The organism is Streptomyces sp. PTL18 (assembly GCF_059510295.1).
Genome location: NZ_JCAJZO010000004.1, coordinates 263,864 through 277,164, shown reverse-complemented (window position 1 = coordinate 277,164; position 13,301 = coordinate 263,864). Strand labels below are relative to the sequence as shown.

12 protein-coding genes and 1 pseudogene are annotated in these 13,301 nt (G+C 70.7%); 6 read left to right on the top strand and 7 right to left on the bottom strand.

All coding sequences use genetic code 11. The annotated features are described in order from the left end of the window. Window positions 1-28: 28 nt before the first annotated feature. On the bottom strand, window positions 29-721 hold the full coding sequence (locus AC5WS8_RS10300) for a response regulator (protein WP_496103012.1): 693 nt from the start codon (window positions 719-721) through the stop codon (window positions 29-31). Between the two features lie 161 nt (window positions 722-882). Here AC5WS8_RS10300 and AC5WS8_RS10295 point away from each other — a divergent pair, with 161 nt between their 5' ends. From AC5WS8_RS10295 to AC5WS8_RS10285, 3 genes are all read left to right on the top strand, one after another. Beyond that, on the top strand, window positions 883-1,698 hold the full coding sequence (locus AC5WS8_RS10295) for an ABC transporter ATP-binding protein (protein ID WP_496103011.1): 816 nt from the start codon (window positions 883-885) through the stop codon (window positions 1,696-1,698). Beyond that, window positions 1,688-2,551 carry an ABC transporter permease gene (locus AC5WS8_RS10290; RefSeq protein ID WP_496103010.1) on the top strand — a complete coding sequence of 288 codons (864 nt, stop codon included), beginning with the start codon at window positions 1,688-1,690 and terminating at the stop codon, window positions 2,549-2,551. Before AC5WS8_RS10295 ends, AC5WS8_RS10290 begins: the two co-directional genes overlap by 11 nt. Window positions 2,552-2,632: 81 nt before the next feature. Continuing rightward, complete coding sequence (locus AC5WS8_RS10285) at window positions 2,633-3,694, top strand: ABC transporter substrate-binding protein (RefSeq protein ID WP_496103009.1); 1,062 nt, start codon at window positions 2,633-2,635, stop codon at window positions 3,692-3,694. 17 nt (window positions 3,695-3,711) lie between these two features. Here AC5WS8_RS10285 and AC5WS8_RS10280 read toward each other — a convergent pair whose 3' ends face one another. From AC5WS8_RS10280 to AC5WS8_RS10265, 4 genes are all read right to left on the bottom strand, one after another. Then, entirely contained in the window at window positions 3,712-4,389 is a 678-nt protein-coding gene (locus tag AC5WS8_RS10280; RefSeq protein WP_496103008.1) for a response regulator, read from the bottom strand. After that, on the bottom strand, window positions 4,386-6,107 hold the full coding sequence (locus AC5WS8_RS10275; protein WP_496103007.1) for an ATP-binding protein: 1,722 nt from the start codon (window positions 6,105-6,107) through the stop codon (window positions 4,386-4,388). The genes AC5WS8_RS10280 and AC5WS8_RS10275 overlap by 4 nt, the downstream gene beginning before the upstream one ends. Before the next feature lie 119 nt (window positions 6,108-6,226). Beyond that, window positions 6,227-7,180 carry a ferredoxin family protein gene (locus AC5WS8_RS10270; RefSeq protein ID WP_496103006.1) on the bottom strand — a complete coding sequence of 318 codons (954 nt, stop codon included), beginning with the start codon at window positions 7,178-7,180 and terminating at the stop codon, window positions 6,227-6,229. A 136-nt stretch (window positions 7,181-7,316) separates the two neighbouring features. Then, complete coding sequence (locus tag AC5WS8_RS10265; protein ID WP_496103005.1) at window positions 7,317-8,573, bottom strand: citrate synthase; 1,257 nt, start codon at window positions 8,571-8,573, stop codon at window positions 7,317-7,319. A 96-nt stretch (window positions 8,574-8,669) separates the two neighbouring features. Between AC5WS8_RS10265 and AC5WS8_RS10260 the strand changes: the two genes are divergently transcribed. Together AC5WS8_RS10260 and AC5WS8_RS10255 are read left to right on the top strand one after the other, a co-directional pair. Further along, the gene (locus tag AC5WS8_RS10260; RefSeq protein ID WP_496103004.1) at window positions 8,670-9,836 is read left to right on the top strand and encodes a citrate synthase/methylcitrate synthase; all 1,167 of its coding nucleotides are present in this window, start codon (window positions 8,670-8,672) and stop codon (window positions 9,834-9,836) included. 134 nt (window positions 9,837-9,970) lie between these two features. Next, window positions 9,971-10,357: a hypothetical protein gene (locus tag AC5WS8_RS10255; RefSeq protein ID WP_496103003.1), complete on the top strand. Its 387-nt coding sequence runs from the start codon at window positions 9,971-9,973 to the stop codon at window positions 10,355-10,357. A gap of 142 nt (window positions 10,358-10,499) precedes the next feature. On the opposite strand, the gene AC5WS8_RS10250 is transcribed toward AC5WS8_RS10255, so the two are convergent. Both AC5WS8_RS10250 and AC5WS8_RS10245 read right to left on the bottom strand, forming a co-directional pair. Then, window positions 10,500-11,330 carry a helix-turn-helix transcriptional regulator gene (locus AC5WS8_RS10250; protein ID WP_496103002.1) on the bottom strand — a complete coding sequence of 277 codons (831 nt, stop codon included), beginning with the start codon at window positions 11,328-11,330 and terminating at the stop codon, window positions 10,500-10,502. A gap of 216 nt (window positions 11,331-11,546) precedes the next feature. Further along, a pseudogene (locus AC5WS8_RS10245) lies at window positions 11,547-11,846 on the bottom strand (IS110 family transposase); the annotation flags it as partial. Window positions 11,847-12,261: 415 nt separating this feature from the next. On the opposite strand from AC5WS8_RS10245, the gene AC5WS8_RS10240 reads away from it, so the two are divergent. Then, window positions 12,262-13,041 carry an SDR family NAD(P)-dependent oxidoreductase gene (locus AC5WS8_RS10240; protein WP_496103001.1) on the top strand — a complete coding sequence of 260 codons (780 nt, stop codon included), beginning with the start codon at window positions 12,262-12,264 and terminating at the stop codon, window positions 13,039-13,041. Window positions 13,042-13,301 lie beyond the last annotated feature (260 nt).

Sequence of the window (13,301 nt, the reverse complement as noted above, 5' to 3'; positions counted from 1 at the left end):
CCCGCGAGCCGGGGCGCCCTCTCGAGAGCTACGGCGCCACCCACGCGTACCGGTGTTCGGGCCGCCCCGTGTCGCCGTACTTCAGGGACAGGCACAGCCGGCCCGCCTGTTCGAGGTGTCGCAGATAGCGCTGGGCGGTGGAGCGGCTCAGGCCCGTCCTGGCCGCCACCTCGTGCGCGGAGAGTGGCCGGCCGGCCCGGTGCAGCACCTCGCAGATGAGGTCCGTCGTCGGTTCGGAGTGGCCGCTGGGCAGCCTCGGCGACGGGACCGCGGGCGTGGTCCGCAGGGCGCCGAAGATCCGGTCCACCTGCTCCTGACCGGCCACCCCCCGGCCGCCGACACGGTCGACGGTGCGGCGCAGGGCGGCGTAGGAGTCGAGACGGGTGCGCAGGGCCGCGAAGGTGAACGGTTTGACCAGGTAGTGCAGGGCGCCCAGACGCATGGCGGCCTGGACGGTCGCCACGTCGCCCGCGGCAGTGATCATGATGACGTCCGTGCCGTGGCCGCGGTCGCGCATGCGGTGGACCAGGTCGAGCCCCGTCTGATCGGGCAGGTAGTGGTCGAGCAGCACCAGGTCGATCGGGGCGCGTTCCACTGCGGTGAGCGCCTGGGCAGCGCTGTGCGCGCGGGCGGTGACCCGGAAGCCGGGAACCTTTCCCACGTACTTGGCGTTGATCTCGGCGACACGGAAGTCGTCGTCCACGACCAGGACGTCAATCATCGGGCCTCTTTCTCCCCAGGCCGTGCGGGCGTTACGCCCGTGTTTCGGCTCCGCAGTTGTAGCGCGAGCAAAAAGAGCACAACAGACTCTTGCAAGCAGAAGTCGAGGTTGCGCCCGGAAGACTCCTGCCGTGGCCCGCGCCCCGCCTACCGTCCCGGGCCATGAGCGCAGACACCAGCCCCGCCATCGAGCTACGGGGCGCGAGCAAGACCTTCCGGACCCCGTCAGGTGGTCTGCACACGGCTGTCAGGGACCTGGACCTGACTGTCGGGCGCGGCGAGTTCGTCGCCGTCGTCGGACCCACCGGATGCGGCAAGTCGACGACCCTGACCCTGGTCAGCGGCCTGGAGGAGCCCACCGAGGGTGACGTCCTGGTGGCCGGGGAGCCGGTCTCGGGAGTCGGGGACAAGGTCGGTTTCGTCTTCCAGCAGGACGCCACGTTCCCCTGGCGCACGGTCCTGTCCAACGTCATGGCGGGTCCGCGTTTCCGCGGCCTGCCGCATGCGGAGGCCAGGCAGAAGGCCCGTGAGTGGTTGGCCAGGGTGGGGCTCGCGGCCTTCGAGGACCGCTACCCGCACCAGCTCTCCGGCGGTCAGCGCAAGCGTGTCGCCCTCGCCGCCACCTTCGTCAACGACCCCGAGATCCTGCTGATGGACGAGCCGTTCTCGGCGCTCGACGTGCAGACCCGGGCGCTGATGTCGGACGAGCTGCTGGAGCTGTGGGAGGGCACGGGCGCCTCGGTCGTCTTCGTCACCCACGACCTGGAGGAGTCGATCGCGCTGGCCGACAAGGTGGTCGTGATGACCGCCGGTCCCGCCACCGTGAAGCAGGTCTTCGACATCGACCTGCCCCGCCCGCGCAAGGTCGAGTCGGTGCGCCTGGAGCCGCGGTTCATCGAGATCTACCGCGAGATCTGGGAGTCCCTGGGCGAAGAGGTCCGCATCACGCGCGAGAGGGGTGCCGCCCATGTCGCCTGATGTCGTCTCCGCGCCCGCTCCCGTCGACACCGCCAAGACCGGCCGCGCCCACTCACGCGCGCGTGCCGCCCGCAGACGCAAGGCCGTCGTCCTGCTGGTCCGTGTGCTGCTCCTGGTCGCCGTGCTCGGCCTCTGGGAGGTGCTCTCCCGGAGCCAGGTCATCGACCCGTTCAACTTCTCGATGCCATCGAAGATCTGGGACCAGATCTCCACCTGGGTGATGCACGGCACCGCACAGGGAGCGCTCGGCGAACAGATCTGGGTCACCCTCCACGAGGCACTGCTCGGCTGGATCCTCGGCGTGATCGCCGGTGTCGTCTTCGGCATCGCGCTCGGGCGGATCGCCTTCCTCGCCGATGTCCTCGGTCCCTACATCAAGGTGCTCAACTCCATACCCAGGATCGTCCTCGCCCCGATCTTCGTGATCTGGTTCGGACTCGGACCGTCCTCCAAGGTCGCCTCCGCCGTCGTCCTGGTCTTCTTCCCGGTCTTCTTCAACGCCTTCCAGGGCGCCCGCGAGGTCGACCGCAACCTCGTCGCCAACGCCCGCATCCTGGGCGCCAGCGACCGCCGGGTGACACTCCAGGTCGTCATTCCGTCGGCCACCTCCTGGATCTTCACCAGCCTCCACGTCAGCTTCGGCTTCGCCCTCATCGGCGCCATCGTCGGCGAGTACATCGGCGCGACGAAGGGCATCGGTCTGCTCGTCGCCCAGTCGCAGGGCACCTTCAACGCGGCCGGCGTCTACGCCGCGATGGTCATCCTCGCGGTCGTCGCGCTGCTGGCCGAGGGGCTGCTCACCTTCGCCGAGCGCCGCATCTTCCGCTGGAAGCCGTCGGACTCCGGGCACTGACCGCCCCGGAAGCTTCCTTCAACACCTCCTCGAGCATCCGCTCGCACCCCGCACCGCCCTCCCACAAGGACGTGAACCGCCATGCGCAACTCCGCCAGAATCGCCGCCCTCGCCGCGGCCGGCCTGCTCGCCGTCACCTCGCTCACCGCCTGCGCCAACGACGCGGCCACCACCGCCTCGTCGGACTACGGCAGCAAGGGCGACGGCAAGGGCGAGAAGGTCAAGATCATGGTGGGTGGCCTGGACAAGGTCATCTACCTGCCGGCCATGCTCACCCAGCGGCTCGGCTACTTCGACGCCGAAGGCCTGGACGTGGAACTGCTGAGCGAGCCGGCCGGTGTGCAGGCCGAGACCGCGCTCGTCTCCGGCCAGGTGCAGGGTGCCGTCGGCTTCTACGACCACACGCTCGACCTGCAGACCAAGGGCAAGCAGGTCGAGTCCGTGGTGCAGTTCTCGCACGCACCCGGCGAGGTGGAGATCGTCTCCGAAAAGCGCGCCAAGGACATCACCTCGCCCAAGGACTTCAAGGGCGGGAAGCTCGGCGTCACCGGTCTCGGCTCCTCCACCGACTTCCTCACCAAGTACCTCGCGGTCAAGAACGGCGTGCAGGTCAGCGAGTTCAGCCCGGTCGCCGTCGGCGCCGGTCCGACGTTCATCTCCGCGCTCCAGCAGGGTTCCATCGACGCCGGCATGACCACGGACCCGACCGTCGCCACCGTCCTGCAGAAGAACCTCGGCCAGGTGCTCGTCGACATGCGGACACCGCAGGGGTCGCAGGAGGCACTGGGCGGCCCGTACCCGTCGTCGAGCCTGTACATGCAGACGGACTGGGTCAACAGCCACAAGGACACCGTCCAGAAGCTTGCCAACGCGTTCGTCAAGACCCTCACGTGGATGTCCGCGCACTCCGCGAACGAGATCGCCGCCAAGATGCCGGCCGACTACTCGAAGGGCGACAGGACGCTCTACGCGAGCGCGATCAAGAGCACGCTGCCGATGTTCACCAAGGACGGTGTGATGCCCGAGGACGGTCCACAGACCGTCGAGAAGGTCCTCAAGGCGTTCAACCCCAACATCAAGAACGCCACGATCGACCTCGGCAAGACGTACACCACGGAGTTCGTCAAGAAGGCCACGGGCTGAGCCCGACGGGCCGTGCCTCAGGCGCGGGTCGCCCACGCGTAGCGATGCTCGGGGCGGCCCGCGTCGCCGTATTTCAGGGTCAGCGTGGCCCGTCCTGTGCGCTCCAGGAGCTGGGCGGTCTGGCGGCTCAGCCCGGTCCGCTCGGCGATCTCCTGGGCGGACAGCGGTCCGGGGGCTTCCACGAGGGCACGGCGTACCAGTTCCGCCGTCGTCGCCGAGTGCCCCTTGGGCAGCCCCGGCTCCGAACCCGCCGACAGGGCGCCGAAGATCCGGTCGACCTCCGGCTGTTCGGCCTCACCGCCGCCGTCGAGGGTGCGGCGCAGCTCGGCGTACGCCTCCAGCTTGGCGCGCAGGCCCGCGAAGGCGAACGGCTTGACGAGGTACTGGAGCGCGCCGTGCCGCATCGCGGCCTGGACGGTCCGGACGTCACGGACCGCCGTCACCATGATCACATCCGTCTGGACACCGCGCCGGCGCATCTCCTGCAATACCGCGATCCCCGTGCCGTCGGGCAGGCAGTGGTCCATCAGGACCAGGTCCAGGTGGGGCAGGGTCTCCAACTGCATCAGGGCATCGGCCGCGTTGTGCGCCTGGCCGGCCACCCGGAAACCGGCGACCTTCTCCACGTACGCGGTGTTGACCCGGGCGACCCGGGGGTCGTCGTCCACGACCAGTACGTCGATCGGCCGGGTCATCGCGACTCCTCCCCGGGAATCGGGGCGGGTGGGTCCGGGACCGGCGCCCTGCCCGCCGGTGCCTGACGGGCCCGGACGAGGTCCCCACTGTCCGCGGAGGCCGGCGCCGGGTCCTCGAGCGCCTCGGGGAGGACGACGACGAACTCCGCGCCTCCTCCGTCCGCCTCGGCCACCTGGGCGCCACCGCCCTGGCGTTCGGCGAGACGGCGTACCAGGGACAGCCCGATGCCGCGCTTGCCGTGCGCCGGTGGCTGCTTGGTCGACCAGCCGTCCGTGAAGATCAGCTCCCGCCGCTCGGCGGGTATTCCGGGACCTGTGTCGCGCACCCTGAGGATCGCTGTGCGCCCCTGCGCGCGCAGTTCGACCTCCACACGCGCGTGCGGGGTACCCGCGACGGCGTCGAGTGCGTTGTCGACCAGGTTGCCGACGATCGTGACCAGTCCTCTTGGGTCGATCAGCCGGTCGGGCAGCAGCGTCGTGTCCGCGATCCACAACGCCACGCCACGCTCGGCGGCGACCGTGGCCTTGCCCACCAACAGGGCCGCCAGCAGCGGATCGTGGATCTTCTCGGTCACCTGTTCCGCCGTGGCTCTGTGGTCGCCCACCACCTCGCCCACGAACTCCACGGCGTCCTCATACATCTCCAGTTCCAGGAGCCCCAGAAGCGTGTGCATGCGGTTGGCGTGTTCGTGGTCCTGCGCGCGCAGGGCGTCGATCAGACCGCGTGTGGAGTCCAGTTCGCGGCCGAGGCGCTCCAGTTCGGTGCGGTCGCGCAGGGTGGCGACGGCACCTCCGTCCTCGGTGGGCATGCGGTTGGCGACGAGGACCCGGTGCCCGCGCACGGTGAGCAGGTCGGTGCCCGTGACCCGTCCGGCCAGCATATCGGTCGTACGGCCCGCGCCGAGGGCCTCGTCGAGGGAGCGGCCGACTACCTCGTCACCGAGGCCCAGCAGGCGCTGGGCCTCGTCGTTGAGCAGGCGCACCCGGCCCGCGGGATCCAGGGCGACGACGCCCTCCCTGATGCCGTGCAGCATCGCCTCGCGCTCGGCGAGCAGCGCCGAGATGTCCGAGAAGGCGAGGTCACGGGTCTGCCGCTGGACCCTGCGGGAGATCAGGTACGCGGCCAGCGCGCCGATCGCCAGGGCCGCGCCCGCGTACGCGAACAGCCCCGGTATCGCGTGGATCAGCCGGGCCCGGACGTTGTCGTACTCGATGCCCACCGAGACCGCGCCGATGATCCTGCCGTGTCCGTCGCGCAGCGGCACCTTGCCGCGGGCCGAGCGGCCGAGGGTGCCGCTGTCGATCTGCATGATCTCCCTGCCGGCCAGAGCCTCGCTCGGGTCGGTCGAGACGATCTTGCCGATCTGCCAGGCATCGGGGTGGGACCAGCGCACACCCCTCGTGTTCATCACCACGACGTACTCGGCGTGGCTGGCCCTGCGGATGCGCTCCGCCTCCTTCTGCACCGGCCCACGGGGCGACGGCAGCGTTGCCTGCAGATCCCTGGCGATCTGCGGCTGGGCCGCCGTGGTCTGCGCGATCGCGAGGGCCCGGCGCATCGCCTGATCGTCGAGCAGACGGCTGAGCGGCGCCAGGAACAGTCCGGTGGCGAGCACGGCCACACCCGCGGCGATCGCCACCTGCATCAGCAGGACCTGCGAGAACATCCGCCGCGGCAGACCGAGGCGCAGTCGTCGTGCCGGGGCAGAGGGGCTCATGGGTACGACGGTACGGGGACGGGCGCACGGTGCCGTAGGGGGGTGTGGCGTGGATTACCCGGGGTGCGCCCGTGCGGTCCGTGTCCCGGGGCGACCGCATGCCGTTCAGGGCTCGCGTCTCAACAGTGCGCCGGGTCGGCGACGACCGCGGCGGCACGCAGCTCCCGTACCGACACGACGTCCATCCGTGCCGGGGAGCCGAGCATCGAGCCGCAGCTCTCCGGGCGTGGTGGCGCGGAGGCGCCGTGTGCCACGACGACGCGCCACAGCCGGCCGTCGGTGTGGGCGACGGTGACCTCCCAGTGCGGTGCGGCGCCGTCCGTGCGCAGGACGGTCAGGGTGTCGGCCGCGTACTCGTGGGCCGCCGTGCGCACCGCGAGTTCCGCCGCCTGTGCGGGCCGTTCCCAGGCGGAGCTGCCGCGGCACCCCTCGACCACGACCCGGCCCTCGCGCACGCCCTGGAGGACGTCCTTGACGTGCGGAGCCTGGGCCCGGCCGTACGCGTATCCGAACGGCAGGACGAGCAGGGTGGGGGAGAAGCGGTGGCCGCCCAGATGGGTGACCTCCCAGACGCCGTCGACCCCGGAGGCGGTCAGCTCGGCCGCGAGGGGGCGGCCGAGGAGGGCGCAGCAACGGTCCCGCCTGCCGTTGGTGCAGACGAAGGCGAGCGGCTCACCGGTGTGCGGCCGTCCCTCGAAGACCGCGTCGAAGCTGTGCGGGTCACCCGTGCCGAGCGCGGTGAAGTCCAGATCGAGCAGTCGTTCCGGCTCGGATGTCGTGGCGGCGAACAGCCAGACGTTCCCGGGAACGGTGTGAGCCGCGTACACCTGCCGTTCGGAGGGCGTGCCGCAGTCGGCGTGCCGGCCGGGGCGGCGGATCAGCGCGACGCGTACGCCGGTGCCCTCCGCGGCGGCCTCCAGAGCCCGGCCGAGCGCCGGATCCAGATGGCTGGATGTGAGCGCCTGGGGGCCCCACGGGCCGGGCTGCTCCACGAGCAGCCAGGTCCGCGCGGGCGCCGCGGTACCCGCGAGGGGCTCGTCGAGGTCCCGTGACGCAGTCGTACACGTACTCACGGAGGTAAGCCTAACCTGACTCGTTCGACGGTGACTTCCAGCCGTGCCTACGGGGCGCGTTCGGGGCGCGCACCAGAGTGCGGGGGAGTGTGAGGAGCACGTTCGGTGAGTGGATGCGGGCGGACGCGCACGCGGCTCACTGAGGGAGCGGCTGCGGTGGACGCGCTCCGGCATAGCGCCCGCTCGGACGCATGCGCAGCGGCCGCTCCTCGTACTCCTCCAGGGTGTGCGCGATCCAGCCCGCCGTGCGCGCGACGGCGAAGACGGTCTCGCCGGCCGTGGCGTCCATACCGGAGGAGACCGTGAGAACGGCGAGGGCGAGATCGACGTTCGGGTGCAGAGGAGTGCGGCGCGCCGCTGTGGACTCGATGTCCCGGGCCGCCGCCAGCGCGGGTGCTGCGGACGGCATGTCCTCCAGCAGCGCGAACAGCGTGTGCGCGCGGGGGTCCTCGCCGGGATACAGGCGGTGCCCGAGGCCGGGGATCCGGCGTCCGGCGCGCAGTTCGTCGGCCACCACGGGGACCGCGGTGCCCCGGTCCAGGACCTCCAGAAGCATCCGGTGCGCGAGGCTGCTGGCCGCGCCGTGCAAAGGGCCCTCCAGCGCGCCGAGCCCGGCCGAGACGGCGGCGTACGCGTGCGCGCGGGCGGAAGCGGCGACGCGAACCGCGAGGGTCGAGGCGGCCAGGTCATGGTCGACGAGCAGTCCGAGCGCCGTGTCCAGCGCGCGCAGTGACGCCTCGTCGGGATCGCGGCCGGTGAGCCGCCCCCACAGGCGCCGGGCCAGAGGCTCGTCGTCGCGGTGGTCGTGACGCCGTGGCGGCAGGGCGGCGACGAGGGTGGGGATGAGGGTGCGCGCGGTGCCGAGGACCGCGTCCGGCGACAGGTCGTAGCGGAGCGGGTCGGCGGTGGCGGCCGCGATCGCCGCCACCCGCAGCCGGTCGAGGGGGCCGCTGTGCTCGGGCAGGGCGTTCACCGCTCGTCGGGCGACGGCGACGGTGGCGTCCGGGGCGGTGAAGGTGATTCCCGGCCGCAGTCGTCCGGTCCACAGCCACTCGGCGATCTCCTCGTAGGAGTGGCGGGCGGCCAGCTCGGTGGCGTCGACGCCGCGGTAGTAATACCGGTCCCTGTCGATCAGGGTGATGCCGGTACGGACCGAGAGATCGCCGGTGGTGGGTGACATCCCGGCCGGTTCGCGCCTGTTGCGCCGGGCGAGTGCCGCCACCTCCTTGGCGTCGAAGGTGCTGCCACGGCCGCCGGACTCGCGTCGGCTGGTGAGCTGTCCGCGGCTGACATACGCGTAGACGGTCTCGGGCTTCACGCCGAGCAGCTCGGCGGCCTCCTTGGTGGTGAGCCGACCCGCGTCGCGACCGGAAGCCGCTTGTTGATCCCTCATGGCCGACACCGTACCCAGGGATGGAGCATTGATTCAATCAATATTGACAACCGAATAATCAACCATGGACAGTCGGGTCAAGTGCAAGGAGGGAACATGCCGATCAACAGGGCCATATCCACCTCTGTCGACGTTCCGCGGGGACTCGCGGGTGTCGTCGTCACCGACACGGCGTTGGGTGACGTCAGGGGGGCGGAGGGCTTCTACCACTACCGCCAGTACTCGGCCGTCGAACTCGCGCGGACCCGTGGGTTCGAGGATGTCTGGCACCTGATGGTCCACGGCGAACTGCCCGACGCGGCGCAGCGCTCGGCCTTCGCCGCGCACACCGCGGAACTGCGCCGGCTCCCCGGCGACGTACGGGCCGCGCTTCCCGCGGTGGCTGCGGCGAGCGGGCGGTCCGGTCCGCTGTCGGGGCTGCGTACGGCGCTTTCGCTGCTCGGGGCGTCAAAGGGGTTCCGGCCGGTGTACGACATCGACGCGGACCAGCGGCGCGAGGACGCCCTCGCCGCGAGCGCGGCCGTCCCCACGCTGCTGGCGGCGTTGTACCGGCTGGGCAGGGGGCGTGACCCGATCGAGCCGCGGGCGGATCTGTCGCACGCCGCCAACTACCTGTACATGTTGACCGGTTCGGAACCGGACGCGGCACGTGCGCGGGCCGTCGAGCAGTACTTGATATCAACCATTGATCATGGATTCAATGCATCAACGTTCACGGCGCGGGTGATCGCGTCCACGGGGGCGGATGTGGCGGCGGCCCTGGTGGGCGCCGTGGGTGCTCTGTCCGGTCCGCTGCACGGCGGGGCGCCGAGTCGCGCCCTGGACACGCTGGATGCGATCGGCAGGCCCGACCGCATCGATTCATGGATCCGCGAACGCGTCCTCGCGGGCGACCGCATCATGGGCTTCGGGCACCCTGTCTACCGCACGGAGGACCCGCGTTCGCGGATGCTGCGCGGTATCGCGGAACGGTTCGGCGGCCCCCTGGTCGAGTTCGCGATCGAGGTGGAGCGTCACGTGGAGGCCATCCTCGCCGAACTGAAGCCCGGCCGGGAGCTTCACACGAACGTGGAGTTCTATGCGGGTGTGGTCATGGAACTCTGCGGCCTTCCACGCGAGATGTTCACTCCGACCTTCGCGACGGCCCGGGTGGTCGGCTGGAGCGCCAACCTCCTGGAACAGGCGGAGGAAGCGAAGATCATCCGCCCGGCGGCCCGCTATGTGGGTCCGGAGCCACCGGTGTCGGTGCCGGCCCTGGCCTGAGGTGTGCAGGAGGTCCGGCACCGGTCTGGTGCCGGACCTCGCGTATTCGGTGCGAGCGATGAGAGCTGGTCGCGGCCTGGCGGGCGCGGGCGGCGAAGGAATACTCCTCGGACCTGCGGACGGCGGCCGGACCGGTGCGCTGCACGCTGCTCTCGACACTGTGCCACGTACGGGAGACGGAGATCATCGACTCGATGGTGGAGCTGCTCATCCAGCTCGTGCAGAAGATCAACACGCGGGCGGAGAAGAAGGTCGAGGGCGAGTTCGACAAGGAACTCAAGCGGGTCCGCGGCAAGGAGGGCATCCTGCTGCGGCTGGCGGAGGCAGCGGTCGCGGAGCCGGGCGGCACGGTCCGCAAGGTGATCCATCCGGTGGCCGGGGAGTCCACGCTGAAGGCGCTGGCGGCGGAGGCCGCGGCAACGAGGCCCGTTACCGGGCCCGGGTGCGGACGGTGCTGCGCTCGTCGTACTGCAACCACTGGCGGCGGATGCTCTCGCCGCTGCCGAACGCCCCGGAGCTGAAGTGCAACAACACCGCCTACCGGCCGGTGATGGACGCCATCGACCTGCCCAAGCGATATCCGGACCAGCCCATCGCCAAGACGAGGCCGATGCGCGCGGAAGTTCGAGCAGCAGCCGTATCCCTCGGTTTGTAGATCGCTTCTCACCCGAGGAGGGACTGCGTCCCGATGACGTTCAGGAGCGCCAGCCGGTCGGCGTCCTCGGTGCCGGGCTGGGTGGAGTAGACCATGATCCGCAGGTCGCTGCCGGTGACGCTGAGGATGTCGCAGTCCAGGGTCAGCGCGCCGACAATGGGGTGGTCGATGGTCTTGCGGGCGGCCTGGTGCTCGGCGACCGCGCCCGACTCCCACAGCGTCTCGAAGTGGGCGCTGCGGCGGCGCAGTTCGGCGATGAGGGCCTTGAGGTTTGCGTCGTCGGGGTAGCGGGCGGCGGTGCTGCGCAGGTCGGCGACGAGGGAGGCCTGCAGGGCGCCCCTGGATTCGGGGGTCTGGCGCACGCGGTGGTCGGGGTTGAGGAAGTTGCGCCAGACGCCGTTGAGGTCGTCGCCCTGCCATTCGCCCATGAGAGCCGTGTAGAGGGGGTTGGCGAGCAGTTGGTTCCAGGCGGCGTCGAAGACGGCGACGGGTGTGCCGGCCAGGCGGTCCAGCATGCGGTGGACGCCGGGGGTGATGTGCCGCGGGACCATGCCGGGCCCGGGCGGCGCGAGGCCGGCCAGGCGGAACAGGTGGGCGCGTTCGTCCTGGGTGAGCCGCAGGGCGCGGGCCAGGGCTTCTACGATCTGGGGTGAGGGGGTGGTGGCGCGTCCCTGTTCCAGCCGGATGATGTAGTCGGCGGAGATGCCGGCCAGCTGGGACAGCTCCTCGCGGCGCAGCCCGGCGGCACGCCGGCGACCCCCGCCGGGCAGGCCGACGGCCTGGGGCGGGACGTGATCGCGCCAGTGGCGCAGGGCCGCGCCGAGTTCTGTGGTCGCCATACCGTCGATTGTGGCAAACGAGTCGATGACCAGCCTGGTACTGCCATTCCCAGGAAAACCGGTCTACTGGCTGGTCGCACGGTCCTCGCCGACCGTGGAGGCATGACACGAGCACGATTCCCTGAACGACCCGTCGTGGGTTTCATCGGGCTGGGTGACCAGGGCCTGCCCATGGCCACCGCGATCTTCGAAGCCGGCTTCCCCCTGCACGCCTGGGCCCGGCGCCCTCTTGCGCGAGACGCCGTGACGGTCGCGGTAGCGGGCGGCGGCGAGCGGGTTGATGGCGAAGATCTTCCGCCTGCCGGTGCGCAGGACGGCCGGGAACAGGCCGCTGGAGGTCTCGATGGCCACTGGTATCGGCGTCTCGGGGCTGTCGCCGTGCTCGGCGAGCAGGTCCAGCAGCAGCCGGTAGCCGGCGAGGTCGTCGCTGATGCGGCACTTGGCCACCAGCTGGCCGTCTTGATCTACCAGGGCCACATCGTGGTGCGACTCGGCCCAGTCGATCCCGCAGAACATGCTCGAGCCGTTCCCCTCTCATCGTGTGTTTGCGCAGGTGACAAGCCTGTGCGGGCCACGCGGCGACCTAATCCCAGGACTCGACGGTCCGCCATCTCATCAGCCGTTCGCGGCACCAGCGCACCGCGCGGGCCCCGGTCTCGATCAGAGCTCGAACGGCTCGCGGAGTTCGCGGGGGTCACCGTGCGGTGGGCTCGCACCACGACGATCAACGTTCAGCACAGGCCGGTGGGTTTCGCAGCGGCCCGAAGACACCGGGCGCCACCGCTCTTTCAGAAGGTCTCAGAGGACCGGGAACCCAGAGGGGTCAGCCCGGTGCCCACGAGGCCGCCGCAAACCGCGCCACATCAACAGTCCGGGCCGCCCCTGACGGAGCCGACCGGAACCGCTTACTCAAGGATTAGGAAACACTCCCGTGAGCAAGCTCGCCCTCGTCACCGGCGCCACCTCCGGCATCGGCAAGGCCTTCGCCGAACGCCTCGCAGCCGACGGCTACGACCTGATCATCGTCGGCCGCAACAAGGACCGCCTGGAGGAGTTCGCCACCGCCCACCCCGAGGTCACCGTCCGCACCGTCGCCGCGGACCTGTCCACCGACATCGGCGTCGACACCGTCGCCGACATCTGCGCCACCGAGCCGCTGACCATGCTCGTCAACAACGCCGGAGTCGCCCACTACATGCCGCTGGCCCAGCTGCCCGCCGACAAGGCCCGCGAACTCGTCCACGTCAAGGTCGTCGCACCGACCATGCTCACCCGCGCCGCCGTCGCCGGCATGCAGGACCGCGGCGAGGGACAAATCATCAACGTGGCCGGGATGATCGCCTTCAGCGGCCCCGCCGACAAGTCCGTCATGCCCCGCCGCGCCGTCTACGCCGGCAGCCTGGCCCACCTCGTCGCCATGTCCCAGACCCTCAGCGCCGAACTGGAGGAAACCGGCGTCCAGGTCCAGGTGCTGTGCCCGGGCGTGGTCGCCACCGAGTTCCACACCCGCCAGGGCCTCGACATGAGCGTCGTGCCCCGCATGAGCGCCGAGGACGTCGTCACCGCCGGCCTGCGCGGTCTCGAACTCGGCGAGGTCGTCTGCGCCCCCGGCGTCGAGGACGCCGGCCTGCTCGACGCCGTCTTCCAGGCCGACCTCGCCGCGTTCGGCGGCCAGAGCCCCGCTCTCGCCTCCCGCTACCGGGCCGACTGAACCAGACCCTCGCCCGGCCCCGGCCATGCGGCCGGGGCCGGGCGACACGGGAACTGCCGCCTGTCGGCTACTCGAACACCTCCGTCACGGGCCGGATCACCGGCCCGGCCCGCAGGCCGAGGCCCTGCGGCAGGTCATCATGCAGAACTACCACCGCGACGCGGCGTGCCACTACGCGGCGCGCGGTCATCGCTCACGAGAAGACCGTCGAGGCCTGGCCGAGGCGGCCGATGAAGCCGCTGTATCCGAGGCGCCGACGG

Bases quoted from the DNA above. Each gene is read 5' to 3' on its own strand.
- AC5WS8_RS10280 (WP_496103008.1), bottom strand. From the start codon at position 4,389: ATGACCCGGCCGATCGACGTACTGGTCGTGGACGACGACCCCCGGGTC.
- AC5WS8_RS10265 (WP_496103005.1), bottom strand. From the start codon at position 8,573: ATGAGGGATCAACAAGCGGCTTCCGGTCGCGACGCGGGTCGGCTCACC.
- AC5WS8_RS10275 (WP_496103007.1), bottom strand. From the start codon at position 6,107: ATGAGCCCCTCTGCCCCGGCACGACGACTGCGCCTCGGTCTGCCGCGG.
- AC5WS8_RS10260 (WP_496103004.1), top strand. From the start codon at position 8,670: ATGCCGATCAACAGGGCCATATCCACCTCTGTCGACGTTCCGCGGGGA.
- AC5WS8_RS10285 (WP_496103009.1), top strand. From the start codon at position 2,633: ATGCGCAACTCCGCCAGAATCGCCGCCCTCGCCGCGGCCGGCCTGCTC.
- AC5WS8_RS10250 (WP_496103002.1), bottom strand. From the start codon at position 11,330: ATGGCGACCACAGAACTCGGCGCGGCCCTGCGCCACTGGCGCGATCAC.
- AC5WS8_RS10295 (WP_496103011.1), top strand. From the start codon at position 883: ATGAGCGCAGACACCAGCCCCGCCATCGAGCTACGGGGCGCGAGCAAG.
- AC5WS8_RS10290 (WP_496103010.1), top strand. From the start codon at position 1,688: ATGTCGCCTGATGTCGTCTCCGCGCCCGCTCCCGTCGACACCGCCAAG.
- AC5WS8_RS10300 (WP_496103012.1), bottom strand. From the start codon at position 721: ATGATTGACGTCCTGGTCGTGGACGACGACTTCCGTGTCGCCGAGATC.